We start from the raw sequence: 25,313 nt of genomic DNA, 5'->3' as shown, positions 1-25,313 counted from the left end.
CGTTCGTGTAACTGTGCCACACATGTTGCGACTTTTGCTTGACCGGCGACAGAAGTGGTCCTACGTTCCTGCCCATGGTCAATGCAGACCGAACGGAAGACCCGCCACTGCTGCAGATGCGCGGAATCGTGAAGCAGTTCCCGGGAGCCCGGGCGCTGGACGGCGTCGACCTGGAGATCCGGGCCGGCGAGGTCCACTGCCTCCTGGGCCAGAACGGCGCGGGCAAGTCCACCCTCATCAAGGTGCTCGCCGGCGCCCACCAGCCGACCGAGGGCGAGATCCTCGTGGACGGCCAGCCGGTCACCATCACGCACCCGGTCGCGGGCCTCAAGCTCGGCATCGCGACGATGTACCAGGAGCTCGACGTCGTCGACGGCCTCACCGTCGCGGAGAACATCTACCTCGGCCACGAGCTGGCCACCGGCGGGTTCTCCCAGCGCCGCGCGGCGACCGCCAACACCCGGGCGCTGCTCACGCGCCTCGGCCACGGCGACATGTCCCCGAACCGCGAGGTCGGCCGGCTCTCGGCCGCCGGCAAGCAGATCGTGAGCATGGCGCGCGCCCTGTCGCACGACGCCCGCGTGATCGTCATGGACGAGCCGTCAGCGGTCCTCGACGCGGAGGAGGTCACCAACCTCTTCCGCGTGGTCCGCGAGCTCACCGCGTCGGGCGTGGCCGTCGTCTACATCTCYCACCGCCTCGACGAGATCCGGCAGATCGGCGACCGGATCACCGTGCTCAAGGACGGCCGGACCGTCGCGACGGGGCTGCCGGTCGCCCAGACACCGACCGCGGAGCTCATCAAGCTCATGACGGGCCGCAACGTCGAGTTCGCCATCCCGCCCCGCGACACCATCGCGCCGGACGCCGCGACGATCCTCAAGGTCGACGGGCTCGCGCTGCGCGGAGCGTTCAGCGACGTGTCGTTCGAGGTGCGGGCCGGCGAGGTCGTCGGGCTCGCCGGGCTCGTCGGCTCGGGTCGCACCGAGATCCTGGAGACCGTGTTCGGGGCGCGCAAGGCGACCGCCGGCACCGTGCAGGTCTCCGAGAAGAAGCTCCGCGCGGGCTCGGTGAGCGACGCGGTCGGCGCCGGCATCGGCCTGTGCCCCGAGGAGCGCAAGAGCCAGGGCTTGATCCTCGACGAGCCGGTGTACCGCAACATCACGCTCTCGACCTTCACGCGCAACGCCAACGCGTCGTTCCTCGACGAGGGCGCCGAGCGCGCGGTGGCGCGCGGGCAGATCCAGGCGCTCGACGTGCGCCCGTCGGACCCCGACCGCAGCGCCCGCACGCTGTCCGGCGGCAACCAGCAGAAGGTCCTGCTCGCGCGCTGGCTCGTGCACGGCTGCCGGGTCCTCCTGCTCGATGAGCCCACCCGCGGCGTCGACGTCGGCGCCCGCGCGGAGATCTACGGGCTGATCGCCGACCTGGCGGCCCAGGGGGCCGCCGTCGTGGTGGTCTCCAGCGACATCCCGGAGGTGATCGGCCTCGCCGACCGCGTCCTGGTCATCTCCGAAGGGCGCGTGGTCCACGACGGACCCGCGGCCGGCATCGACGAGCACCGTGTGCTCGACCTCGTCATGGAAGGAAGTGCCGCGTGAGCGAGCAGGACACCTCGGCAGCCGTGCCGGCCGCCGACGAGAGCTCCCGGGTCGAGAAGGTCTCCTCGACCACGAAGCGCGGCGGCCTCCTCTCGGGCTCCGCGGGTCGCAACCTCGGCCTGGTGATCGCCCTGGTCGCGATCTGCGCGTTCGGGGTGATCACCGCGGGGGAGCGGTTCGCCAGCATCGACAACCTGCTGACGATCCTGCGGCTCGCGGCGGTGCTCGGCGTGATCAGCATCGGGATGACCTTCGTCATCACGGGCGGTGGCATCGACCTGTCCGTCGGCTCCGTGATCGGCCTCGCCTCGGTCTGGGCGTCCACCCTGGCCACGCAGACCATGGCGCAGAACTCGCACTGGATCGTCATGGTCGGGTGCGCGCTCCTGGTCGGCGTCGGAGCGGGGCTCGTCAACGGCGTGCTCATCGCCTACGGCAAGGTCGTCGCGTTCATCGCGACGCTCGCCATGCTCGTCGCCGCGCGGGGGCTGGCGGAGATCATCGCCAACCGCCAGACGCAGGTGGTCAAGGTCCAGGGGTTCCTCGACTTCTTCCGCGACGACTTCCTCGGCATCCCGATGCTGGTCTGGATCTTCGTGGTCGTCGCGGTCGTCGGCTGGATCGTGCTCAACCGGACCACCTTCGGGCGCCGCACCATCGCCGTCGGTGGCAACCCCGAGGCCGCCCGGCTCGCGGGCATCAAGGTGAAGCGCCACACGATGTACCTGTACGCCCTGTGCGGTCTGACCGCGGGCATCGGCGGCCTGATGATGCTCGGCCGCACGACGGCCGGCAGCTCGACCAACGGCCAGTTCTACGAGCTCGACGCCATCGCCGCCGTGGTCGTCGGCGGCACCCTGCTCATCGGCGGCCGCGGCACCATCGTCGGCACCGTCCTGGGCGTCCTGATCTTCACCACGCTGACCAACGTGTTCACGCAGAACAACCTGTCAATCTCGGCCCAGAACATCGCCAAGGGCGTGATCATCGTCGTCGCCGTGCTGCTCCAGCAGCGCATCGCCGAGCGCTCCCGCGCCGGAACCTGACCTTCACCAGCTCCGCCTGACTTGCAACTCCGCCTGACTTGCAGCTCCGCCCCTGCACCACGTCCGTACCGATCAAGGAGGATCGTCATGTCCACATCCATGCGTCGCAAGTGGTTCGCCGCCGCGGGGACCGTCGCCGCACTGGCGCTCGTCGTCGGCTGCACGTCCAACACTCCCGAGGCCGAGGACACCGGTGAGGCACAGGCCCCCGCCGCGGCCGCCGGCAGCAACGACGAGCCCGGCGACAAGGTCGTCATCGGCTTCTCCGCCCCCGCCGCCGACCACGGCTGGATGGGCTCCATCACCAAGTCGGCCGTCGACGAGGCCGCCAAGTACTCCGACGTCGAGCTGGTCCAGGCCGAGGGCACCAACGACGTGAACGTGCAGATCAGCCAGATCGAGCAGTTCATCAACGACAAGGTCGACGCCATCGTGCTGCTGCCGTTCGACGGCGCGGCGCTCACCGAGGTCGCGACCAAGGCGATGGACGCAGGGATCGTCGTCATCAACGTCGACCGCGAGTTCGACGACCCGAACGCCGCGCGCACCACGGTGCTCGGCGACAACTACGGCATGGGCGTGAGCGCCGGCGCGTACATCTGCGGCGAGCTGGGCGGCAAGCCCGACGCCAAGGTCGCCGAGATCGCCGGCATCGACTCCCTGCCCCTGACGCAGGACCGCAGCCAGGGCTTCGAGGACGCGCTCGGCCAGTGCGGTCTCAAGGTCAGCAACCGCGTGGCGGCGGACTTCACGGTCCAGGGCGGCGAGGCCGCGGCGGCCAACCTGCTGCAGGCCGCTCCGCAGCTCGACGCCATCTGGAACCACGACGACGACCAGGGCGTCGGCGTCCTGGCGGCCATCGACAGCGCCGGCCGCGACGAGTTCTTCATGGTCGGCGGCGCCGGCTCGAAGAACGTCATGGAGGCCATCAAGGCTGACGACACGGTGCTCAAGGCGACGGTCATCTACCCCTCCACGCAGGCCGCGGACGGCATCAAGCTGGCCCGCCTCCTGGTCCAGGGCAAGTCGATGAGCGACCTGGTCGAGGTCGAGGTGCCCCGCGTGGTGCAGCTCTACGCACCCGTGGTGACCAAGGAGAACGTCGACCAGTACCTGCCGACGGCCTTCGAGTCCTGACAGTCAGCAGCCCATCTTCACCGAGCCGGGCGGGTTCCCCTCCGCAGGGAACCCGCCCGGGGCACGGGCCGCGAGGAGGAGCCGTGACAGAAGCAGTCCCACGCCTGGGCATCGGCATGGTCGGGTACGCGTTCATGGGGGTCGCGCACTCGCAGGCCTGGCGCAACGCCCCCCGGTTCTTCGACCTGCCGCTGCGGCCGGACCTGGCCGCGGTCGCAGGTCGCGACGAGGCCGCGGTCACGGCCGCGGCGACCAAGCTGGGCTGGTCCAGCACGGAGACCGACTGGAAGGCGCTGGTCTCCCGCGACGACATCGATCTGGTCGACATCTGCACGCCGGGCGACACGCACGCCGAGATCGCGATCGCGGCGCTCGAGGCCGGCAAGCACGTGCTGTGCGAGAAGCCGCTGGCCAACTCGGTGCAGGAGGCCGAGGCGATGGTCCGGGCGGCGCAGGCGAGCACCGGTCTCGCGATGGTCGGCTTCACCTACCGTCGCGTCCCCGCCATCCAGCTCGCCCGCTCGCTCGTCGCGGACGGCCGGATCGGCACCGTCCGCCACGTGCGTGCGCAGTACCTGCAGGACTGGATCGCCGATCCGCAGGCGCCGCTGTCGTGGCGCCTCGACAAGCAGAAGGCCGGCTCCGGGGCGCTCGGGGACATCGGCGCCCACATCGTCGACCTCGCCCAGTTCGTCACCGGGGAGTCCGTCACGGGCGTCTCGGCGGTGCTGGAGACGTTCGTGAAGGAGCGTCCGGTCGCGTCGGAGCACAGCGGTCTGCACGGCATCGCGGGTGCGGAGACGGGCCCCGTGACGGTGGACGACGCCGCGATCTTCCTCGGCCGGATGTCCGGCGGGGGACTGGCGACGTTCGAGGCCACCCGGTTCGCGTGGGGCCGCAAGAACGCGATCCGCCTGGAGATCAACGGGTCGCACGGGTCGCTCGCGTTCGACTTCGAGGACATGAACGTCCTGCACTACTTCGACGCGACGCAGCCTGCACCCGAGGCGGGGTTCCGGCGGATAGTCGTGACCGAGCCCGAGCACGCCTACGTGGCGGCCTGGTGGCCGCCGGGGCACGGCCTCGGGTACGAGCACGCGTTCACGCACCAGGCGGTGGACCTCATCACGGCGATCGCCGAGCAGCGGCAGCCCGTGCCCAGCTTCGCCGACGGGCTCGTCGTGCAACGCGTGCTGGCCGCTGTGGAGCAGTCGGCGGCGAACGACAGCATCTGGACCTCTGTGCACAAGGAGAGCTGACATGGCGCGACCGATCACCCTGTTCACCGGCCAGTGGGCGGACCTGCCGTTCGAGGAGGTCGCACGACTGGCCGCCGGGTGGGGCTACGACGGACTGGAGATCGCCTGCTGGGGCGACCACCTGGACCCGTGGCGCTGGGACGACGACGAGTACGTCGCCGGCAAGCTCGCGCTGCTTGAGCAGTACGGCCTGAAGGTCTACGCGATCTCCAACCACCTCAAGGGCCAGGCCGTCTGCGACGACCCCATCGACCAGCGGCACCGCGACATCCTGTCCGACCGCGTCTGGGGCGACGGCGACCCCGAGGGCGTCCGGCAGCGGGCGGCCGAGGAGATGAAGCACACCGCGCGGATCGCCGCGAAGCTGGGCGTGAAGACGGTCGTCGGGTTCACCGGTTCGAGCATCTGGAAGTACGTCGCGATGTTCCCGCCGGTCTCCCAGGAAGCCGTCGACGCCGGCTACCAGGACTTCGCCGACCGGTGGAACCCGATCCTCGACGTCTTCGACGAGGTCGGGGTGCGGTTCGCGCACGAGGTCCACCCGAGCGAGATCGCGTACGACTACTGGACGACCGTGCGCACCCTGGAGGCGATCGGGCACCGCGAGGCGTTCGGCCTGAACTGGGACCCGAGCCACTTCATCTGGCAGCAGCTGGACCCGGTCGACTTCATCCTCGAGTTCCGCGACCGGATCTACCACGTGGACTGCAAGGACGTGAAGCTCCGCCTCGGCAACGGTCGCAACGGGCGGCTGGGCTCGCACCTGGCGTGGGCGGACCTGCGGCGCGGGTGGGACTTCGTGTCCACCGGCCGCGGCGACGTGCCGTGGGAGGCGTCGTTCCGGGCGCTCAACTCGATCGGGTACGACGGGCCCATCTCGGTCGAGTGGGAGGACGCCGGGATGGACCGGCTGCTCGGTGCGCCCGAGGCGCTGGAGTTCGTGAAGCGCAACGCGTTCGACCCGCCGACGGCGGCGTTCGACGCGGCGTTCAGCACGCGCTGAATAAGGGCCCCACCCCGACAGACGTCCGGGTGGGGCTCGCCCGTCGAACGAGACGGCGTCGGCGACCACCACGAGCCGAGCGGCACCGTCGCCGTCGCCGACGCCGTCGCCGCCGCCGTCGTCGGGCGCGGTGGCCTCGCCAGGCTGGCTGGTGGCAGGGCGGAGGCGCTGGGCCGGGGAGATACTGACCAGATGATCAGCATCTCCCGTGCCGAACAGCTCCACTCCGCAGGCCTGCGCTGGCGCCCGGGACCCGGGGACCGGTTCGCGGTCCGGACGCTCGCCGACCAGGTGTTCACGATCTCGGACATGGTGGTCGAGCCGCACGAGTACCCCACCGGCACCGTGCTCGGGTTCAACGGCACGACGGAGTGGGCGCTCGACTCCGTCGCGCAGGAGGACGCACTGTGGCTGCCGCGCGAGGACCAGCTGCGCGAGCTGCTCGGCCGGACGTTCCGGAGCCTGGCGCGGTCCACCGACGGCCGGTACCAGGTGCTCGTCGAGCTGTCGGGCCAGCCGGAGCGCGTGTTCACCGCCGACGACGCACCCGACGCATACGCCCAGGCGCTGCTCGCGCTGGTCAGCGCGGCGGTCGACCGGGTCTGAACCGGTCAGTCGTCGTAGCGGTCCGGCTCCTGCACAGGGACGAACGTGCCGCGCTCGCCCGACACGGCCCACCCCGGGTCGTCGTCGCCGGCGGGTCGCCGCGGCGGGATGCTGATCGGCTGGGTGTCGTCCGGGCGCACCTCGTGCAGGGGCGGCCACGCGACGCCGCGGTCGGCGACCACCGGGCCGGCAGGCGTCGGGCGTCGCACGGCGACGGAGGGCGGCCGGTTCTGCGCTGCCGGGGGCGCCTGCGTCGGCGTGAAGATGATCGCGCACAGCTCGCGGTAGGTGGAGTCGGGGTTGGCCACCCAGGAGATGCGGCTCAGCGCCTGGTCCTGGCCGGCGGACTCCATGAGGAACTCGCCGTAGCCGAGGACCCGGCCGGTGATCGACCGCGAGTACCGCATGTCCGTGACCTTGACCAGCGGCATCATCGAGACCTTCTTGGTGATGAGCCCGTAGAGCAGCAGCATGCGCTTGTCGGTGGCGACGAACCACTCGTTGCGCCAGTCCAGCACCCTCCACACGAGCCGCACCAGCACGGCGACCCACAGCCACCAGAGCCACTCCGAGCGCTCGCCCACGGCGCTGGAGGCCACCTCGACGAGCCACGCCACGACCACGAACCCGACGAACGTGCTCAGGGCGGGCTCCGCGAGCTTGCCCCAGTGGGACCGGCGGGTCAGCACCACCCGCTCGCCGGGCAGCACGTACTTCCGCAGGGTCCGGTGCCCCGCGAGAGTCTGCTCGACGGTGTTCATGGACGTCACTCGGTCAGGTTGCGGAAGAACGTCGCGAAGCTGGTGAACGCGTTGACGATGAGGTCCCAGAGGGCCTTCACGAGGTCGGCGGCACGGTCCGGGCTCGTCACGATGGCGTACACGAGGAAGATCGCGATGATCCAGAAGAGAGCGGTCTTGATCTTCGGCGGCATGGGGGTCCTCGCAGGGCGTCGTCGGGTGGCGCGGGCGTGGTCAGGGCAAGGTCGGGGGGGAGCGCGTTCTTGCGGGCAGCACGGTCGGGGACAAGGCGGCGGATCKACCCGGGGGCAGGGCCGGCCAGCACCACCAGTCTCGGCAAAGCGTACTTACCGGACGGCGCCCAGCGGGGGAGCACACACCGGGAGCGGGACTCGTTGCTGTGCTCGCCCGCGTGGGCAGGCATACCAAACGTCTAGACTCCGACCCATGTCCACCCTCTCTCGCGACGAGGTCGCGCGCGTGGCGGGCCTGGCACGGATCGACCTCACCGAGGCAGAGCTCGACCGCCTCGCGGGCGAGCTCGACGTCATCGTCGAGTCGGTCGCCCGCGTGAGCGAGATCGCCACGCCCGACGTGCCGGCCACCAGCCACCCCCTGCCGCTGACCAACGTGTTCCGCCCCGACGTGCCCGTGGAGCCGGTCGACCGCGCCCTGGTGCTGGCGTCCGCGCCGGAGCACATCGACGGCAAGTTCGCGGTCCCGCAGATCCTGGGGGAGGACGCGTGAGCGACCTGACGCGAATCTCTGCCGCCGCGCTTGCCGAGAAGCTCGCCGCGAAGGAGGTGTCCAGCGTCGAGGCGACGCAGGCGCACCTCGACCGGATCGCCGACGTGGACGGTGCCGTCCACGCGTTCCTGCAGGTCAGCAGCGAGGCCGCGCTCGCGGCGGCGGCTGACGTCGACGCGCGTCGCGCCGCGGGGGAGTCCCTGCACGCGCTCGCCGGGGTGCCGATCGCCGTCAAGGACGTCGTCGTCACCAAGGGCCTGGAGACCACCGCGGGCTCGAAGATCCTCGAGGGCTGGATCCCGCCCTACGACGCGACGCTCGTCGAGAAGCTCAAGGCGGCCGGGCTGCCGATCCTGGGCAAGACCAACATGGACGAGTTCGCCATGGGGTCGTCCACGGAGCACTCCGCGTACGGCAACACGCACAACCCGTGGGACCTCGACCGCATCCCCGGCGGCTCCGGTGGCGGGTCGGCCGCGGCGGTCGCCGCGTACGAGGCTCCGCTGGCGATCGGCACGGACACGGGCGGCTCCATCCGCCAGCCCGCCGCCGTCACCGGCACGGTCGGCGTCAAGCCCACCTACGGCGGGGTGTCCCGCTACGGGCTCATCGCGCTCGCGTCGTCGCTCGACCAGGCCGGTCCCGTCACGCGCACCGTCCTGGACTCCGCGCTGCTGCACGAGCTCATCGGCGGCCACGACCCGCGCGACTCGACGTCGATCGACGAGCCGCTGCCCGCTCTCGTCGCCGCCGCCCAGCAGGGCGCGACGGCCGACCTGACCGGTGTGCGGGTCGGCGTCATCCGCGAGCTGCAGGGCGAGGGCTACCAGCCCGGCGTGCTCGCGCGGTTCGAGGAGTCGCTCGAGCTGCTGCGCGGCGCGGGGGCCCAGATCGTCGAGGTCTCCTGCCCGCACTTCACGTACGCGCTCGCGGCGTACTACCTGATCCTCCCGGCGGAGGCGTCCAGCAACCTTGCCAAGTTCGACGGCATGCGCTTCGGCCTGCGCGTCGTCCCGGAGGACAACCCGACCGCGGAGCGCGTCATGTCCGCCACGCGCGGGCAGGGCTTCGGCGACGAGGTCAAGCGCCGGATCATCCTGGGCACCTACGCCCTGTCGGCGGGCTACTACGACGCCTACTACGGCTCGGCGCAGAAGGTCCGCACGCTCATCCAGCGCGACTTCACCGCCGCGTTCGAGCAGGCTGACGTGCTGGTCTCCCCGACCGCGCCGACCACGGCGTTCAAGCTGGGCGAGAAGCTGGACGACCCGCTGGCGATGTACCTCAACGACGTCGCGACCATCCCGGCCAACCTGGCGGGCGTGCCGGGCCTCTCGCTGCCGAGCGGCCTGTCCGACGACGGGCTGCCCGTCGGGTTCCAGGTGCTGGCCCCGGCCAAGGCCGACGACCGGCTGTACCGGGTGGGGGCCGCACTCGAGGCCCTGCTGGAGAACGAGTGGGGCGGGCCGCTGCTGCTCAAGGCTCCTGAGCTGGAGGTCGGACGATGAGCACGCTGGTGGACTACGACGACGCCGTCGCGCGCTACGACACGGTCATCGGCATCGAGGTGCACGTCGAGCTGGGCACGAAGACCAAGATGTTCGACGGCGCACCGGCCGGGTTCGGCGAGGAGCCGAACACCTCCGTCACGCCGGTCTCGCTCGGTCTGCCCGGGTCCCTGCCGGTGGTCAACGGGGTCGCGGTGGAGTACGCGATCCGCATCGGGCTGGCGCTGAACTGCTCGATCGCCGAGACCTGCCGGTTCGCCCGGAAGAACTACTTCTACCCGGACGTGCCCAAGAACTTCCAGACCTCGCAGTACGACGAGCCCATCGCGTACGAGGGCTGGGTCGACGTCGAGCTGGACGACGGCAGCATCTTCCGCGTCGAGATCGAGCGTGCGCACATGGAGGAGGATGCCGGCAAGAACACGCACATCGGCGGCTCCGACGGGCGCATCCACGGCGCCGAGTACTCCCTCGTCGACTACAACCGCGCGGGCATCCCGCTGGTGGAGATCGTCACCAAGCCGATCACCGGCGCCGGCGCGCGGGCGCCCGAGGTGGCCCGCGCGTACGTGCAGACCCTGCGCGACCTCTTCCGGGCGCTGGAGGTCTCCGAGGCCCGCATGGAGCGCGGCAACGTGCGTGCGGACGTGAACGTGTCGATCCGGCCCTCGGCAGACAGCCCGCTGGGCACCCGCACCGAGACCAAGAACGTGAACTCGTTCCGGTCGGTCGAGCGGGCCGTGCGCTACGAGGTCAGCCGCCAGGCGGGTGTCCTCGACGACGGCATCGCGATCATCCAGGAGACGCGCCACTGGCACGAGGACACCGGGACCACCGCGTCGGGCCGCGTGAAGTCGGACGCCGAGGACTACCGGTACTTCCCGGAGCCCGACCTGGTGCCGATCGCCCCGGACCGCGCGTGGGTCGAGGAGATCCGCGCCGGACTGCCCGAGCTGCCCGCCGCCCGCCGCCGCCGGCTGCAGGGGGAGTGGGAGTACGCCGACGCCGAGATGCGTGACGTCGTCAACGCCGGCGCCGTCGAGCTCATCGAGACGACGATCGCCGCGGGCGCCAGCCCGGCCGCCGCCCGCAAGTGGTGGATGGGCGAGCTGGCCCGCACCGCCAAGCAGCAGGAGGTCGAGCTGGCCGAGCTGCCCGTGACGCYGACCCAGATCGGGCAGCTGCAGAAGCTCGTCGACGACGGCCGGATCAACGACAAGCTGGCCCGGCAGGTCCTCGAGGGCGTGCTCGCCGGCGAGGGCGACCCGGAGGCGGTGCTCGTCGCGCGCGGCCTGGAGGTCGTGTCCGACGACGGCCCGCTGCTGGAGGCCATCGACGCCGCCCTGGCCGCCCAGCCGGACATCGCGGAGAAGATCCGCTCGGGCAACCTCGGCCCGGTCGGCGCGATCATCGGGGCGGTCATGAAGGCCACCCGTGGGCAGGCCGACGCCGGTCGCGTCCGCGAGCTGCTGCTGGAGCGGATCTCAGGCTGACCGGCAGGCGCCCCGTCCACGCGGCGGGGCGCCTGCCGCTGTCCGTGATCCGCCGGTAACGTCCCGGCCATACCCGAGCCGTAGCGTGCGTCACTGGTTGCGGAGGGACGAGGAGGCATTCGATGGAGAAGCCCACGCTCCAGGGCGAGATGATCGTGCTCCGACCCCTGCGGGCGAGCGACGCGGACGCCCTGTGGGAGTCGGTCAACGACGCCGAGGGCAACCGCCTCACGGGCACGACGCAGGTGTTCACGCGCCAGCAGATCGACGACTGGTGCGCGACGATCTCCTCGGTCGACGGCCGGATCGACCTGGCGGTGACCGCGAACGGGTCCGACGAGTACCTCGGCGAGATCGTGCTCAACGAGATCGACGACGTCGTCCGCTCCGCCAACCTGCGCCTCGCGATGCGTCCGGGCTACCGCGGGCGCGGGTACGGCACGGAGGCGATCCAGCTGATCCTCGGGCTGGCGTTCGACGGCCTGGCGCTGCACCGGGTGGAGCTCGACGTGCTGAGCATCAACGCCCGGGCGAAGTCCCTCTACGAGAACCTCGGCTTCCGGGTCGAGGGCCGCAAGCGCGACGCCTACCGGGACGGCGACGGGTACTGCGACGCGATCATCATGGCGCTGCTCGAGGACGAGTACCGCGCGAGCCAGCTGGACTGACTAGCGGGGCAGGTACTTCTCGACGGCGGCCAGGTACGCCTCGGTGTCGAAGTCCGGCACGATCGCCGACTGGACGACGAACCCCTGCACGGCGGAGATCAGCAGCGGCGCCTGTTCGGCGGCGAGGACGTCGGCCTCGTCGGGCGGGGTGCCGTGCGTGCGCTGGTGCCACAGGGACGTGTACTCGGCGAGGGCGCCGCGCAGCCGGACGATCACGTCGTGGGCGACGGCGCGCACCGCGGGGTCCGTGACGCCCTCGCCCCACAGCTGCAGCATGATCGCCGGGTTGCCGATCGCGCGGAGCATGCCGCCGATCAGGACGCGGGGGAGGGTGGGCGGCGGGGCGAGCGGCTCGGTGCGCGCGAGGCGCTCGACGTCGAGGATCCGGTTGCCGACGACGCGGGAGGCGACGTCGACGATGATCGCGTCCTTGCTGGCGTAGTGCCCGTAGATCGCGCCCGCGGACAGGCCGGACTCGGCGATGATCTCGGCCATCGACGTGGCCTGGAACCCCTTGCGGCGGAAGGCGCGCAGGGCCGCCTCGGCGATCTCGTCGCGGCGGGCGACGCGGTACTCCTCGGTGACCTTGGGCACCCGTGCAGCATAAAAACGAATGATCGTTCTTGACAAGCGCGGCGCGCAGGAGTTCGCTGGGGCTACAAGAACGAACGTTCGGTTTACGAGAGGATCTCGTCATGCTGCACACCCCGTGGCGCCACCTGCTCGGCATGGGTGCCGGCCTGGTCGCCGTCCTCACCGTCCTGGTGCTCGCCTTCCTCTGGCCGGCGGTGACGTCCGAGCCGCGCGACCTGCCCGTCGCCGTCGCCGGTCCCGCCGCCGCGGTCGCACCGGTCGCGCAGGGGCTCGACGAGCGCGCGCCCGGTGCGTTCGAGGTGATCCCCGCCGCCGACCGCGCCGCCGCCGTCGACCTCGTCGAGACCCGGGAGGCCTACGGCGCCCTCGTGCTGGGCGAGCAGCCCGAGATCCTCGTCGCCTCCGGCGGCAGCCCGCTGGTCGCGCAGCAGCTCACGGCGCTCGCCCCGGCCCTGCAGGCTCAGCTGGGCGTCCCCGTCACGGTGACCGAGCTCGCCCCGCTCCTGGCGGGCGACCCCCGCGGCGCCATCCTCGGGGCCGTCACGTTCCCGCTGGTCATCGGCGGGATGATCGGCGGCATCGCCATCTCGGTCACGGTCGTGGGCGTCTGGCGTCGGGTCACCGCCGTCACCGCGTACGCCGCCCTCGGCGGGCTCGCGGTCGCCGGGGTGCTCCAGGGCTGGTTCGGCGCGCTCGCCGGCTCGTACTGGGTGAACGCCGGCATCATCGGCCTGGCGATCCTGGCCATCGGCGGCGTGATCGTCGGCGTCGTGTCCATCGTGGGACGTCCCGGCATCGCGATCGGCCCGGTGCTCTTCCTCCTGATCGCCAACCCGATCGCGTCCGCCGCGCAGCCGTGGCAGATGCTGCCGGCGCCGTGGGGAGCGGTCGGGCAGTGGCTGCCCCCGGGTGCCGCCGCCGCGCTCCTGCGCGACGAGTCGTACTTCCCGGGGGCAGCCACGACGCAGCTCTGGGTCGCGCTCGCGTCGTGGGCGCTCCTCGGCCTGCTGCTGGCGACCGTCGGCCACTTCCGTGACACGGGCGCCGCGTCGCGCGCGGCGATCGAGGAGGCGTCCCAGGACGACGCCCTGGTGCTTCAGGACGCGACGGCGAGCCGCTGACCCGTGCTCACCTCAGGTGCCGGTCGTAGAAGCGGGCCCCGTCGGCCAGCTCGAACGCCGGGGTGCCGAGGTGCCCGCCGAGGTTCGCGTGCAGCGTCTTCTCCCGGCTGCCGAAGGCGTCGAACAGGTCCAGGGCCCGCTGCCGCGGGTTCCCGACGTCGTCCCACTGGAGCAGGAACAGCAGCGGGACGGTGACCTGCGAGGCCTCCGCACGCTGGGCGAGGGGCACGTAGCCGCCGGCGAAGAGCCCGACCGCCGCGATGCGCGGCTCGGCCACCGTCAGCCGGATGCCGACGGCGGTCCACCCGGAGTACCCGACCGGGCCGCCGACCTCGGGCAGCTCGAGGAGGGCGTCCAGCGTGGTCTGCCAGTCCGGGACGGCCTTCTCGACCAGCGGCCCGACGAAGGACTCGAAGACGTCGTCGACGGGCTCGCCCGCCTGCATCGCCCGGCGGAACTCGGCGCGGGCCTCCTCGTCGGCGGCGGAACGGGGGCGGTCGCCGCACCCGGTCGCGTCGATGGTGGCCACCGCGTAGCCGTGCTGGGCCGCGTGGTACCGGGCCCTGGCCACCAGCCGGGCGTCCGTCCGGGGCAGGGCGTTGTTGTGGGCCATCAGGATCAGCGGCGCCGGCGCGGACCCGGCGGTCCACAGGGTGCCCGGGATCTCGCCCAGGGTGAACTCGCGTTCGAGGACGCCGTCATCGAGGCGCCGTTCAGAGAGGAATCGCATGGTCATGCCTTTCGGGAGTGCTCGTGGACGGCACTCCCGCGGACGACCTATCGCCCGACCATGACCCCGGAGGGGAGCACCTCTGTCGCTACTGCGTTCACGGGTACCACCTCCTCGTCTCTCGTACGGTCCCGGGCACTGTAACGGGGGTCGATGTGGTCAGCCACCGAATATCGAGTGCTCAGGTGAGCCCGTCGCGGCCGCGGTGGAAGTCGTCGAGAGCGACCTTGCGCTCGGCGGCGTGGTCGACGATCGGCGGCGGATACCCGTCGGGTGCCTCGAGCCCCAGCTTCCAGGGCTGGTGCGCGGCACGTCCGGGGACGCCTCGCAGCTCGGGGACCCACTGCCGGACGTAGGTGCCGTCGGGGTCGAACTTCTCACCCTGCGTCACCGGGTTGAACACCCGGAAGTACGGCGCAGCGTCCCGCCCGGTGCCGGCGACCCACTGCCAGTTCAGCTGGTTCTGTGAGACGTCCCCGTCGACCAGCCAGTCCAGGAAGTGCGCCGCCCCCCGCTGCCAGCGCACGTGCAGGTCCTTGACCAGGAACGACGCCACGACCATGCGGACGCGGTTGTGCATCCAGCCCAGCGCGCGCAGCTGGCGCATGCCGGCGTCGACGAACGGGTAGCCCGTCCGCCCTTCCGCCCAGGCCTGGAACGCCGCGTCGGCGATGGCCCCAGCGGACCACGAGTCCTCCGGAACCACGGTCCGCAGCGACCGCTGCGTGGCGCCGGGGTGGTGCCAGAGCACGTCTGCGTGGAACTCGCGCCAGGCGAGCTCCGACCGGAACGTGGCGACGTCGAACGGGGCGTCCGCCAGGTCGGCCAGGAGCGTCCGGGGGTGCAGCTCGCCGTACTTGAGCGGGATGGACAGCATCGAGGTGCCGTCCAGGTCGGGCCGGTCCCGCAGCGTGGCGTACTCGGCGAGCCCGTCGTGCAGGTACTCCGCCCAGCCGGCGTGCGCGGCGCGTTCGCCTGCCGTCGGGAGCCGCACGTCCGTCGCGGGCTCGTCGGGGACGCCGTCGGAGCGGACGTCCGCCCACGGGACCCGCTGCGGGCGTCGGGCGGGCGCCGACCAGCCGTGGTCGAGCCACGCGCCGCGGAACGGGGTGAAGACCTGGAACGGCGTGCCGCCCTGCGTGGTCAGCCGGCCGGGTGCCACGGCGTACGGGGAACCGGTGCGCACCAGGGGCACCTCGAGCGCCCGCTCGACGCCGTCGTCGCGCCGCCGTCCGTACGGCTCGGTCGCGGCGGTGACGTGCACGGCCGGCGCCTCGACCTCGCGGGCCACGGCGGGCACCACGTCGGCCGCGCGCCCTTCCCGGACGACGAGCCGACCGCCGAGCGACTCGTCGAGCGCTCGCAGGCTGCGCGCGAGGTAGGCCAGCCGAGGCGTGCCGGCCGACCGCCAGAGCGCCGGGTCGACGACGAACAGCGGCACGACCTCGTCGTCGGCGTCGCGCGCCTGCTCCACGGCGGCCAGCAGCGCCGGGTTGTCCGCGAGCCGCAGGTCGCGACGGAACCAGTGGATCGTGGGCACCTGGCGACGGTAGCCGGGGAGCGTCCACACCGCCCGCCGGTGGTGCGCATCCACGGGCGAGGCCACGATGGGCAGATGAGCGGCGCAGCCGACGCGCAGGTGGGGGGCCCTGGGGGGACCGAGCCGAGCGCCCGCAAGAGCGACACCCTGCCCAAGGACCGCGCCTTCTTCGGCCAGCCCCTCGGCCTGTTCACGCTGTTCGGCACCGAGCTGTGGGAGCGGTTCAGCTACTACGGGATGCGCGCCATCCTGCTCTTCTACCTGACGGACACGCTGGCCAACGGCGGTCTCGGGATCGAGCAGACGTCCGGTGAGGCGCTCGTCGCGGTCTACGGGTCGTCGGTCTACCTGCTGTCCGTCCTCGGTGGCTGGCTGGCGGACAGGTTCATCGGTGCGCGACGGTCGGTCCTGTACGGCGGCATCATCATCGCCGCCGGCCACCTGTTCCTCACGGTGCCGCAGGCGTCGTTCTCGTTCCTCGGCATCGTGCTCGTCGCCCTCGGCACCGGCCTGCTCAAGCCCAACGTGTCGAGCATGGTCGGCGAGCTGTACGACCGCGACGACCCGCGGCGCGACTCGGGCTTCTCGATCTTCTACATGGGCATCAACATCGGGTCCCTCGCGGCGCCGTTCCTCGTCGGTGCGGCGCGTGCGGTCGGTGGCTACCACTGGGGCTTCGCGGTCGCGGCCATCGGCATGGCGATCGCCCTCGTGTTCTTCGTCGCCGGGCGCAAGTACCTGGGCGGGGCGGGGGACGTCCCGCCGAACCCGATGACCCCGCAGGAGCGCCCGGCGGTGGCCCGGCTGCTGGCCGTCGTCGCCGTGGGCGTCGTCGTCGCCTTCGGCCTCGCCGCGCTGATCCAGGGCGGCTTCGGCCTCACGTCGTTCATCGACGGGATCTCCTACCTCGCGTTCGCCGCACCGGTCGCGACGTTCATCGTGATGTTCCGCTCGCGCAAGGTGAACGACCACGAGCGGACCCGGCTGCGCGCCTACATCCCGCTCTTCGTCGCCGCGATGATCTTCTGGATGATCTTCGAGCAGGCCGCGAGCACCCTGGCGTCCTACGCGCAGGACAGCACCGACCTGACGCTGTTCGGCGTGACCATCTCGCCCGAGCTGTTCCAGTCGGTCAACCCGGCCGCGATCATCCTGCTGGCGCCGGTGTTCGCGTGGCTGTGGATCAAGCTCGACGACCGACCGCCCACGGCCGTGAAGTTCGCGCTCGGCCTGACGTTCGCGGCCCTGAGCTTCGTGTTCCTGGCGGGGGCGTCGTGGCTGGCCGACGGTGCGAAGACCTCGGCGTGGGTGCTGATCATCGTCTACGTCATCCAGACGGTCGGTGAGCTCTGTCTGTCGCCGGTCKGGCTCGCGGCGACCACGCTGCTGGCGCCCAAGGCCTACCGCKGGCAGGCGATGGCGCTGTGGTTCCTGGCCCCCTCGGCCGGCAACGCCATCGCMGCGCAGGTCATCCAGTCGACGCCCGACGTCTCCCCGGCCGCCTACTTCGGGGTCATCGGGCTCGTCGCGCTGGCCTTCGCCGGGGGCATGTTCGCCCTCGCCCCGTGGGTCACGCGGCACATCCGCGCGGGGGCCGACTCCGAGTCCGAGGCGGCCCTGCAGCGCTGACCGGGCGGTGGCAGGGTGGACGTCATGGCTGACACCACCCTTCTTCCGCACTCCGACGTCACGGCCGCGGTCGACGACCGGCACTGGCGCGTCCTGCTGCAGTCGCTGCGCGCGACGTTCACGGCTCCCGACTTCAGCACCGCGGCGGCGTTCGTCGCGCGCAWCGCGGCGGCGGCCGACGAGGTGAACCACCACCCCGACGTGGTGCTGCGCTGGGGTCAGGTCACCGTGACCACCTCCAGCCACGACGCCGGCGGCCTGACCCAGCGCGACGTGGACCTCGCCGCGACGGTGTCCGCGATCGCCGACGAGCTCGGCCTGGCCGGAGACAACCTCCGCAGCGAGGTGCTCGAGATCGCGATCGACGCCCTGGACATCCCGGCGGTGGTGCCGTTCTGGGCGGCCGTCATGGGCTACGACGTCAGCGGCGACGACGAGGTGACCGACCCGGCGGGGATCGGACCGGCCATCTGGTTCCAGCAGATGGACGAGCCCCGGCCGCAGCGCAACCGGATCCACTTCGACATCACCGTCCCGCACGACCAGGCGCAGGCGCGCATCGCCGCGGCGATCGCCGCAGGCGGCCACCTGGTCAGCGACGACCGGGCGCCGGCCTTCACGATCGTGGCCGACGCCGAGGGCAACGAGGTCTGCGTGTGCACCTGGCAGGCGCGCAGCAACAGCTGAGCAAGCCGAAGGCCCCGGATCGGAGTGGAGGTTGATCCGGGGCCCTCGACGGTCAGGGGAGGCAGGCGAGCGTCAGCTGCGCCGCACCTCCAGCTCCGCGGTGTGCGAGGTGACCGACCCCGCCACGTTGGTGGCCACGGCCCGGTAGCGCGCCTGGTCCCGGGCGCTCGTCGCCGTGACGGTGAGCGTGGTCCCGGTCCCGCCGGGGATCGCCGTCCAGCTGCTCGAGCCCTTGCGCTGCTCGAACCACTGGATGCTCGGCGCCGGCTCGCCCGACACCTTCACGGTGAACCGGGCGTCCTTGCCGGACCGCGCGGTCGCGTCCCGGGGCTGGTCGACGATGCGCGGGGCGACCGGGCTCGGCGACACGGTGGCCGTGGCGCTCGTCGCCGTGCCCTCGCGGTTCTCGAACACCGCGCGGTACTCGGTCGGACGCGTCGCGACGGTCACCTTCAGCGAGCCGCTCGAGGCGCCCCGGACCCAGGTCCAGGACTTCCCGGACGTGCGCTGCTGCCACCGCACGCTCGGCACGGGGTACCCGCTGGCCGCGGCGGACAGGGTCACCTTCGACCCGGCCCTGGCCGTCACCGACACGGGCTGCGTCGTGACGACGGGGGCCGTCCGTGCGACGTGCACCGTCGCGACCTCGGTGGTCGCCTTCCCCTCGGAGTTGGTGAACACCGCGCGGTACCGGGCGCCGTCGACCTTGCCGGTGAGCGTCACCGTCAACGACTCCGACGTCGCGCCGGCCACGTTCTTCCAGGTCCACGGGAGGATCCCGCGCACCTGCCACTGCACGGTCGGCTCGGGATAGCCCGAGGCGGCCGCCGTGAGCGTGACCTCGGACCCGAGCGCGCCCGTGACCGATGCCGGCTGCGACGTGATGACCGGGGCTGCGGGCTCCGGCGCCACGGGAGCGAGCAGCTGTGCGACGCCCCACCGCGAGGTGTTCTGGTAGGAGCGGCCGGTCGGGTCGGACCAGGTCCGCACCGAGCCGCGCACCCCGGCGGTGCCGTCGTTGACCTGGAAGTCCAGGCCCGCGAGGTCCCCGGGGGTGACGGGACGACCGAGCGAGATCGACGCCTCGACGACGTACCCGCCGTCGGCGACCGCGGTCGCGCTGGTCAGCCGGTCGCCGATCACGGCGAGGTCTCCGCCGATCGACACCGCGTTGAGGTAGTTGATCCGGTACTGCCCGTCGGCCGGGTTGTACGGACCGGACTTGGCGTTGACCGGGTCGAGGAAGATCTCGACCGAGTCCTGCTCCCACGCGTTGGTGCTCGTCGCGTCGAGCGACGGGTCCGTGACCTGGGCCAGCACGTCGATCCGGTCGTCGTGCCAGAGCAGGCGCACGTCGGCCGTCGCGCCTGGGGTGCCCTCGACCTGCACGTCCGTGCTCACCACGGGGGCGTCGGCCCACGCGGCGTCGACCGTGCCGTCGATGGTCGGCGCGGTCGCGGCCTGCGGGACCCCGACGTAGCCGACCGGCTCGACCAGGGTCACGACGCCGAGCGGGCCGCCGGTCTCCTGGTGGTGCGCGAGGTCGTTCCAGGACACCAGACCGCCGCTGCCGTCGTCGACGCGGACGTCGAACGGGACGGTGGTCCCGACGGCACCCGGGGCGGACAGAGGCAGCTGGGCCACCGCGGTCCACCCGTCGGCCGTCTCGCTCGTGGCGTCGTCGCGGGTGACCACGACGGGGGACCCGGCGCCGAAGAGCGTCACCGTGTCGGCCGCGCCGTCGTCGGTCGCGTCGGCGACGTGCACCGACGCGGTCAGCTGGTCCCCGGACCAGCGCAGCTGGAACCTGGTGTCCCCGGCGATGGTCACCAGCGGCAGGAGACGCCACTGGAGCTCGTCGAGCACGTCGGCCTGCGGAGCGTTCGCCTGCCGCGTGAGCGTGGGCAGCTGCGTCGGGTCGACGATCCCCCAGTACGCCGGCTTGGCCTGCAGGTCGTCGTCGAACGGCAGCGGCGCGCCCTCGCGCCAGCTCCGGCTGTCATACGGGCCCCAGATCGTGACTGCGAACAGGTCGGGGAACTCCCGCAGCATCGAGAAGACACTCGCGTAGTAGTACCCCTGCTCGACCAGCTTCTCGGCCGTGACGGTGCCGTCGATCGGCGCGTCCAGCTCGCTCACGTCCTGGAGCAGCCCCAGCGGGGCGAAGGTCTCCAGCGTGGTACGCAGCTGGTCCACGGACTGCGACAGGCTGATGTGGAACTGGTGCCCGACGCCGTCCACCGGCACTCCGTCGGCGAGCAGACCCTCGACCAGGTCGAGCATCGCCTGCCGCTTGGCGGGCAGCTCGGTGTTGTAGTCGTTGATGAACAGCTGGACCGGGCCGTCGACGTCGCCGCCGTTGAACGCCTCGGAGGCGATCTCGAACGCGTCCGCGATGTAGTCCGGGCCGAGCGTGGTGTACCAGGCGCTGCGGCGCAGGCCGTTGCTCTCGCTCTCGGCGACGACCTCGTTGACGACGTCGACGCTGACGATCGGGTTGCCGGCCGTGCCGAACTCCCCGTACTTCGTGCGGTAGTGGTCCGCGATCGTCTCGATGTGCGTGCGCATCCGCCCGAGGAGCAGGGCCTGGTCGTCCGCGCTGTCRGTCAGTGGGGTGCCGTCGGCGTGCTGGAAGAACCAGTCGGGCGTCTGGCTGTGCCACACGAGCGTGTGGGCGTGCACGCGCTGGCCGTTCGCGATCGCGAAGTCGATGATCTCGTCGGCGGCCTCGAACGTGAACGTGCCCTCCGTCGGCTGGATCGCCTCGGGCTTCATCGCGTTCTCGTGCGTGATCTGGTTGTAGTGCTTGGTCACCAGCTCGGCACCCGCGCCGACGGTCTCCCGAGCGTCGATCGCGACGCCGACGGGCCACGGCAGGTCGTCCTGCAGGGACGGGATGTCCTGCTGGACGGGCGGCGCGGTCGAGCCCGTCACCACGACGTCGTCCACCAGGAACGACGGGGTGCCGGACGCGGTCTCGACGTAGAGCAGCGCGCTCTCGGCCGCGGCCATGACGTAGGACCCCTGGACCTGCACCCACGCGTCCGAGGTGACCCCGGTCGCGGTGGCGACGGTGTCGTACGACGACGAGCCGGCGTTGTCGCGCTGCACGCTGACGCGCACGTCGGCGGGACCGGTCTCGCCCGCGGGGAGCTTGACCCACGCCGAGATCTGGTACGTCCGCCCGGACTGGAACACGTCCGTGACGGGTGCGCCGAGGCCGTGCCAGGTGTCGGTGCGCCCGGTGACGGACGCCGCCTGGGCTCCGCCGTGCGCCTCGGCCGTGGTGACCGCGACGATCGGCGCCGTGCCGTTGCCGCGCACGGTCCAGACGCCGAGCCCGTCCTCGAACCCGGTCGACAGGGACGTGGTCGGGACGCCGGGGTCGTCGGCGCCGCCGGCCGGAAGGGTGAACGACCAGCCCGCCGCGAGGCGCTCGGTGACGACCGTCTGCACCGCTGCGAGCGTGCCGGAGCGGTCACCGCCGCCGTCGTGCGTGAGCACGACCTGGCCGGGCTTCATCGCCGCGCGCAGGTTGGTGGTCAGCGTCGGGACGTCCTGGGTGGCCCAGTCGTTGATCGTGTTGATCACCGCGAGGGGCTGCATGCCGAGGGAGACCGCGACCCCCGCGGTCTGCCCCCAGCTGCCGTTGGGTGCCCGGAAGTACGGCACCTTCGCGTTCGGGTCGCCCAACGCGGTCCGGATGATCTGCAGGTTCTCGACGAGGTCGGCCTGCACCTCCTCCGGCGTCCAGCTGCCCATGTCGGCGTAGCTGGTCGTGTGGTTGCAGAGGGTGTGGCCCTCGCTCACGATGCGCTGCAGCATCTCGGCGCCGCCCGGGGCGGTGATGTTCTGGCCGATCACGCAGAACGTCGCGTGGATGCCCTGCTCGCCGAGGAAGTCGAGCAGCGCACCGGTCGTCGCACCGTTCGGGCCGTCGTCGAACGTCAGCGCCGCGACGTCGCCGGTGCCGCGCGCGGCGGTCACGGGCGTCGTGGTCGGGTCCACCGCGCCGCCGGGCACGACGCCGGGAACCGGGTCGGTGCCCTCGGGCGCGGTGATGAGGACGTCGTCCACGAGCACGCTCGGGTGCGCGTCGCCGATGACGGCGGCCTCGAGGTAGAGGGTCGCGGCGGTGACGCCTGCGTCCTTGGTGTACGTCCCGCCGACCTGGACCCACTCGTCCGCGGTGACGGTCACGGGGGAGCCGACCCACGCGTACTGGTTGTCGGCCGGGGTCTGCTCGACCGTGAAGTGCACGGGAGAGGACCCGACGGTGCCGGGGGCGAGCTTCACCCAGGCGGAGACCGTGTAGGTGGTGCCGGCGTCGAACAGGGTCGCGACGTTCGTCGCGGGACCGTTCCAGTCGCCGGTGCGCCCGGCGACCAGGAGGCTGCCCGTGCCGGTGTGCGCGTCGTCCCCGGTCACCGTGAGCGTCACGGGTCCCCGTGGACCCCAGGGTGCCGGGTCGGGGGTCTCGAAGTCGTTCTGCAGGACCACGACCGGGCCGTCGGCGGCGATGGCGGGTGGGGTCGTCAGACCCGCCGCCAAGCCGCCGGCCAGGACTGCGGCCACCGTGGTGAGGACTCGTGCACGTCTCATCAGCGCTCCCTTGCGCGATCGTCTCCGCTCCGAGCGGGAGGTTACGCACCGGACGGACAAAAGCGCCAGAGCGGTCGAGAACGTTATGGATAACGTTATCGAATCGTGAGGTCCCAGCCCGGGGCCAGCAGGAGCAGGTCAGCGGCGCGGCGGTGCGCACGAGGCGCGCACGACGAGCTCGGTCGGCAGGCGCAGGTGGCTCGACCGCTCCTTGCCGTCGATCAGGTCCACCAGCAGGCGCAGCGCCTCGGCGCCCATCTCCTGCAGCGGCTGGTTGATCGTGGTCAGCGGGGGAGAGGCCAGCGCCGACTCGGGCACGTTGTCGAACCCGATCACCGACAGGTCGTCCGGCACGGTCATGCCGAGCTCGCGCGCGACAGCCATCACCTGGATGGCCGAGAGGTCGTTCGCGGCGAAGACGGCGGTCGGCGGTTCGGCGTTGCCCAGCAGCACGCGCGCCGGCGCGTCGGCGGTCTCCGGGCGGTACCCGCCGACGGCGACCAGGGACTCGTCGACGGGGAGGCCCGCCGTGTCCATCGCCTTGCGGAACCCGTCCTCGCGGAGCCGGGCGGACTCGAGGTCCAGGCGTCCGCCGAGGAAGCCGATCCGGCGGTGCCCCAGCCCGATGAGGTGCTCGGTGGCCAGCACCGCGCCCGCGTAGTTGTCGGAGTCGACGGTGGGCAGGCCGGTCGGGCCGGTGTGCGGGTCGACGGCCACGACGGGAACCCCGGTGTTGGCCTCGACGACCGTCGGCGTGACGATGATCGCGCCGTCGATGAGCGTGCCCGACAGCCGGGACAGGTAGCGTCGCTCCCAGCCGACGTCGGCACCGCGGCCGCCGCCGGAGTAGGCGAGCAGCTCGTAGCCCGTCGAGCCGACCGCGGAGGACGCTCCCTTGAGCAGCTCGGTGCTGAACGGCTCGAACTCTGCCACGAGGATGCCCAGCACGTTGGTGCGGTGGCTGCGCAGCGACCGTGCACCGAGGCTCGCCTCGTACCCGAGCTCGTCGATGACTTCCTGGACGCGGGTGAGCGTCGCCTGGGCGACTCCGTACCGGCCGTTGACGACCTTGGACACGGTCGCGACCGAGACGCCTGCCGTCCGGGCGACGTCTTCCATCTTCACGCGCGGTGTCGAGTCCACGTGGTGGAGCATAGAGCATAGTTTCGATAACGTTATCTACCTGAGACCTTCGTTTCGATAACGTTATCGACAACGATTGACACCATACAGACTCGGGTGCCAACCTTGGCGCCGTCCAGCCCTGTCAGTGACGACGAGGAGATTCAACGATGATGAGGACAACAGTCCTTCGCACCCTTGCCCTGGGTGCTGGTATTGCCCTGCTGGCAACCGCTTGTAGCTCGGGCGACGCGGGCGACGACTCGACCGACGGCGCCTCCGGCGAGGCGACGACGATCACGTGGTGGCACAACTCCAACACCGGTGACGGCAAGGACTACTACGACAAGGTCGCGGCCGACTTCGAGGCCGCCAACCCGGGCGTGACCGTCGAGGTCAGCGCCATGCAGCACGAGGACATGCTCACCAAGCTCGACGCCGCGTTCCAGAGCGGAGACGCCCCCGACGTCTACATGGAGCGCGGTGGCGGCGAGCTGGCCGACCACGTCGAGGCGGGCCTGACCAAGGACATCTCCGAGGCGGCCGCGGACACCATCGAGAAGATCGGTGGCTCCGTCGCCGGCTGGCAGGTGGACGACAAGACGTACGGCCTGCCGTTCTCGGTCGGCGTCGTCGGCTTCTGGTACAACAAGGCGCTCTTCGAGCAGGCCGGCATCACCGAGCCCCCGACCACCTGGGCCGAGTTCCAGGAGGCCACCGACAAGCTCAAGGCGGCAGGCATCGAGCCCGTCTCCGTCGGCGCCGGCGACAAGTGGCCCGCCGCGCACTACTGGTACTACTTCGCGCTGCGTGAGTGCTCGCAGGACGTCCTGACCGACGCCGTGCAGACGCTCGACTTCTCCGACGCCTGCTTCGTCAAGGCGGGTGAGGACCTCGAGGCCCTCATCGGCACCGAGCCGTTCAACGCGGGCTTCCTGTCCACGAAGGCCCAGGAGGGTGCGACCAGCGCCTCGGGTCTCCTGGCGACCGGCAAGGTCGCGATGGAGATGCAGGGACACTGGGAGCCCGGCGTCATGCAGKGACTCACCGAGGACGGCAAGGGTCTCGGCGAGAACACTGGCTGGTTCCCGTTCCCGGCCGTCGACGGTGGCGAGGGTGACTCGGAGGCCGCGCTCGGTGGCGGTGACGCGTGGGCCGTCTCGCAGGAGGCGCCCGACGCCGCGGTGGACTTCGCGGTCTACCTGCTCTCGGACGAGGTCCAGAAGGGCTTCGCGGAGCTCGACATGGGTCTGCCGACCAACTCCACGGCCTCGCAGTACGTGTCGGACCCGGCCCTGGCCGAGCTCCTCAAGATCCGTGACGCGGCGCCGTACGTGCAGCTCTACTTCGACACGGCGTTCGGTGCGTCGGTCGGTGGCGCCATGAACGACGAGATCGCCCTGGCCTTCGCCGGCCAGGCCACCCCGCAGGACATCGTCGACGCCACGCAGGCGGCGGCTGACGCGGAGAAGTGACCGAC

At 71.5% G+C, this 25,313-nt stretch carries 21 protein-coding genes; 14 read left to right on the top strand and 7 right to left on the bottom strand.

What is annotated here, in order from left to right; translation table 11 throughout:
* Positions 1–116: 116 nt before the first annotated feature.
* From ACXJKF_RS15205 to ACXJKF_RS15180, 6 genes are all read left to right on the top strand, one after another.
* The gene (locus ACXJKF_RS15205) at positions 117–1,601 is read left to right on the top strand and encodes a sugar ABC transporter ATP-binding protein (RefSeq protein WP_456788548.1); all 1,485 of its coding nucleotides are present in this window, start codon (positions 117–119) and stop codon (positions 1,599–1,601) included.
* Positions 1,598–2,647, top strand: a complete 1,050-nt coding sequence (locus ACXJKF_RS15200) for an ABC transporter permease (RefSeq protein WP_456788547.1) — start codon at positions 1,598–1,600, stop codon at positions 2,645–2,647. The genes ACXJKF_RS15205 and ACXJKF_RS15200 overlap by 4 nt, the downstream gene beginning before the upstream one ends.
* Before the next feature lie 87 nt (positions 2,648–2,734).
* Entirely contained in the window at positions 2,735–3,784 is a 1,050-nt protein-coding gene (locus ACXJKF_RS15195; RefSeq protein ID WP_456788546.1) for a substrate-binding domain-containing protein, read from the top strand.
* 116 nt (positions 3,785–3,900) lie between these two features.
* Positions 3,901–5,043 (top strand): Gfo/Idh/MocA family protein, encoded by a 1,143-nt coding sequence (locus tag ACXJKF_RS15190; RefSeq protein ID WP_456788582.1) that lies wholly within the window; start codon positions 3,901–3,903, stop codon positions 5,041–5,043.
* A gap of 1 nt (position 5,044) precedes the next feature.
* The gene (locus ACXJKF_RS15185) at positions 5,045–6,046 is read left to right on the top strand and encodes a sugar phosphate isomerase/epimerase family protein (protein ID WP_456788545.1); all 1,002 of its coding nucleotides are present in this window, start codon (positions 5,045–5,047) and stop codon (positions 6,044–6,046) included.
* A gap of 192 nt (positions 6,047–6,238) precedes the next feature.
* The gene (locus ACXJKF_RS15180) at positions 6,239–6,652 is read left to right on the top strand and encodes a pilus assembly protein CpaE (protein ID WP_456788544.1); all 414 of its coding nucleotides are present in this window, start codon (positions 6,239–6,241) and stop codon (positions 6,650–6,652) included.
* Positions 6,653–6,657: 5 nt separating this feature from the next.
* Here ACXJKF_RS15180 and ACXJKF_RS15175 read toward each other — a convergent pair whose 3' ends face one another.
* Positions 6,658–7,413 carry a PH domain-containing protein gene (locus ACXJKF_RS15175; protein WP_456788543.1) on the bottom strand — a complete coding sequence of 252 codons (756 nt, stop codon included), beginning with the start codon at positions 7,411–7,413 and terminating at the stop codon, positions 6,658–6,660.
* Positions 7,414–7,418: 5 nt separating this feature from the next.
* On the bottom strand, positions 7,419–7,586 hold the full coding sequence (locus tag ACXJKF_RS15170; RefSeq protein ID WP_456788542.1) for a hypothetical protein: 168 nt from the start codon (positions 7,584–7,586) through the stop codon (positions 7,419–7,421).
* A gap of 253 nt (positions 7,587–7,839) precedes the next feature.
* Between ACXJKF_RS15170 and gatC the strand changes: the two genes are divergently transcribed.
* The 4 genes from gatC to ACXJKF_RS15150 all read left to right on the top strand — a co-directional run bounded on the left by gatC (position 7,840) and on the right by ACXJKF_RS15150 (position 11,808).
* A complete protein-coding gene (gene gatC / locus ACXJKF_RS15165; RefSeq protein ID WP_456788541.1) occupies positions 7,840–8,139 on the top strand; it encodes an Asp-tRNA(Asn)/Glu-tRNA(Gln) amidotransferase subunit GatC in 300 nt (99 codons plus the stop codon).
* Positions 8,136–9,647: an Asp-tRNA(Asn)/Glu-tRNA(Gln) amidotransferase subunit GatA gene (gene gatA, locus ACXJKF_RS15160; protein ID WP_456788540.1), complete on the top strand. Its 1,512-nt coding sequence runs from the start codon at positions 8,136–8,138 to the stop codon at positions 9,645–9,647. Before gatC ends, gatA begins: the two co-directional genes overlap by 4 nt.
* Positions 9,644–11,140, top strand: coding sequence for an Asp-tRNA(Asn)/Glu-tRNA(Gln) amidotransferase subunit GatB (gene gatB / locus ACXJKF_RS15155; RefSeq protein WP_456788539.1), 1,497 nt, complete (start codon positions 9,644–9,646; stop codon positions 11,138–11,140). The genes gatA and gatB overlap by 4 nt, the downstream gene beginning before the upstream one ends.
* A 122-nt stretch (positions 11,141–11,262) precedes the next feature.
* The gene (locus ACXJKF_RS15150) at positions 11,263–11,808 is read left to right on the top strand and encodes a GNAT family N-acetyltransferase (RefSeq protein WP_456788538.1); all 546 of its coding nucleotides are present in this window, start codon (positions 11,263–11,265) and stop codon (positions 11,806–11,808) included.
* Here the strand turns inward: ACXJKF_RS15150 and ACXJKF_RS15145 are convergent, their stop codons facing one another.
* On the bottom strand, positions 11,809–12,402 hold the full coding sequence (locus tag ACXJKF_RS15145; RefSeq protein WP_456788537.1) for a TetR/AcrR family transcriptional regulator: 594 nt from the start codon (positions 12,400–12,402) through the stop codon (positions 11,809–11,811). It abuts the gene before it with no gap.
* A 101-nt stretch (positions 12,403–12,503) separates the two neighbouring features.
* Between ACXJKF_RS15145 and ACXJKF_RS15140 the strand changes: the two genes are divergently transcribed.
* Positions 12,504–13,523, top strand: a complete 1,020-nt coding sequence (locus ACXJKF_RS15140; protein WP_456788536.1) for a hypothetical protein — start codon at positions 12,504–12,506, stop codon at positions 13,521–13,523.
* A gap of 7 nt (positions 13,524–13,530) precedes the next feature.
* Here ACXJKF_RS15140 and ACXJKF_RS15135 read toward each other — a convergent pair whose 3' ends face one another.
* Together ACXJKF_RS15135 and ACXJKF_RS15130 are read right to left on the bottom strand one after the other, a co-directional pair.
* Positions 13,531–14,259, bottom strand: coding sequence for a dienelactone hydrolase family protein (locus ACXJKF_RS15135; protein ID WP_456788535.1), 729 nt, complete (start codon positions 14,257–14,259; stop codon positions 13,531–13,533).
* 175 nt (positions 14,260–14,434) lie between these two features.
* Positions 14,435–15,793 carry a cryptochrome/photolyase family protein gene (locus ACXJKF_RS15130; protein ID WP_456788534.1) on the bottom strand — a complete coding sequence of 453 codons (1,359 nt, stop codon included), beginning with the start codon at positions 15,791–15,793 and terminating at the stop codon, positions 14,435–14,437.
* 75 nt (positions 15,794–15,868) lie between these two features.
* On the opposite strand from ACXJKF_RS15130, the gene ACXJKF_RS15125 reads away from it, so the two are divergent.
* Both ACXJKF_RS15125 and ACXJKF_RS15120 read left to right on the top strand, forming a co-directional pair.
* Positions 15,869–17,422, top strand: coding sequence for a peptide MFS transporter (locus ACXJKF_RS15125; RefSeq protein WP_456788533.1), 1,554 nt, complete (start codon positions 15,869–15,871; stop codon positions 17,420–17,422).
* A 24-nt stretch (positions 17,423–17,446) separates the two neighbouring features.
* Positions 17,447–18,109, top strand: coding sequence for a VOC family protein (locus ACXJKF_RS15120; RefSeq protein WP_456788532.1), 663 nt, complete (start codon positions 17,447–17,449; stop codon positions 18,107–18,109).
* 72 nt (positions 18,110–18,181) lie between these two features.
* On the opposite strand, the gene ACXJKF_RS15115 is transcribed toward ACXJKF_RS15120, so the two are convergent.
* Positions 18,182–22,711 (bottom strand): endo-1,4-beta-xylanase, encoded by a 4,530-nt coding sequence (locus ACXJKF_RS15115; protein WP_456788531.1) that lies wholly within the window; start codon positions 22,709–22,711, stop codon positions 18,182–18,184.
* A gap of 138 nt (positions 22,712–22,849) precedes the next feature.
* A complete protein-coding gene (locus ACXJKF_RS15110; protein ID WP_456788581.1) occupies positions 22,850–23,830 on the bottom strand; it encodes a LacI family DNA-binding transcriptional regulator in 981 nt (326 codons plus the stop codon).
* A 173-nt stretch (positions 23,831–24,003) separates the two neighbouring features.
* On the opposite strand from ACXJKF_RS15110, the gene ACXJKF_RS15105 reads away from it, so the two are divergent.
* Positions 24,004–25,308: an ABC transporter substrate-binding protein gene (locus ACXJKF_RS15105; protein ID WP_456788530.1), complete on the top strand. Its 1,305-nt coding sequence runs from the start codon at positions 24,004–24,006 to the stop codon at positions 25,306–25,308.
* Positions 25,309–25,313 lie beyond the last annotated feature (5 nt).

It is taken from the genome of Cellulomonas sp. P5_C5 (assembly GCF_054049655.1).
This window is presented reverse-complemented; position numbering and strand designations above follow the sequence as displayed.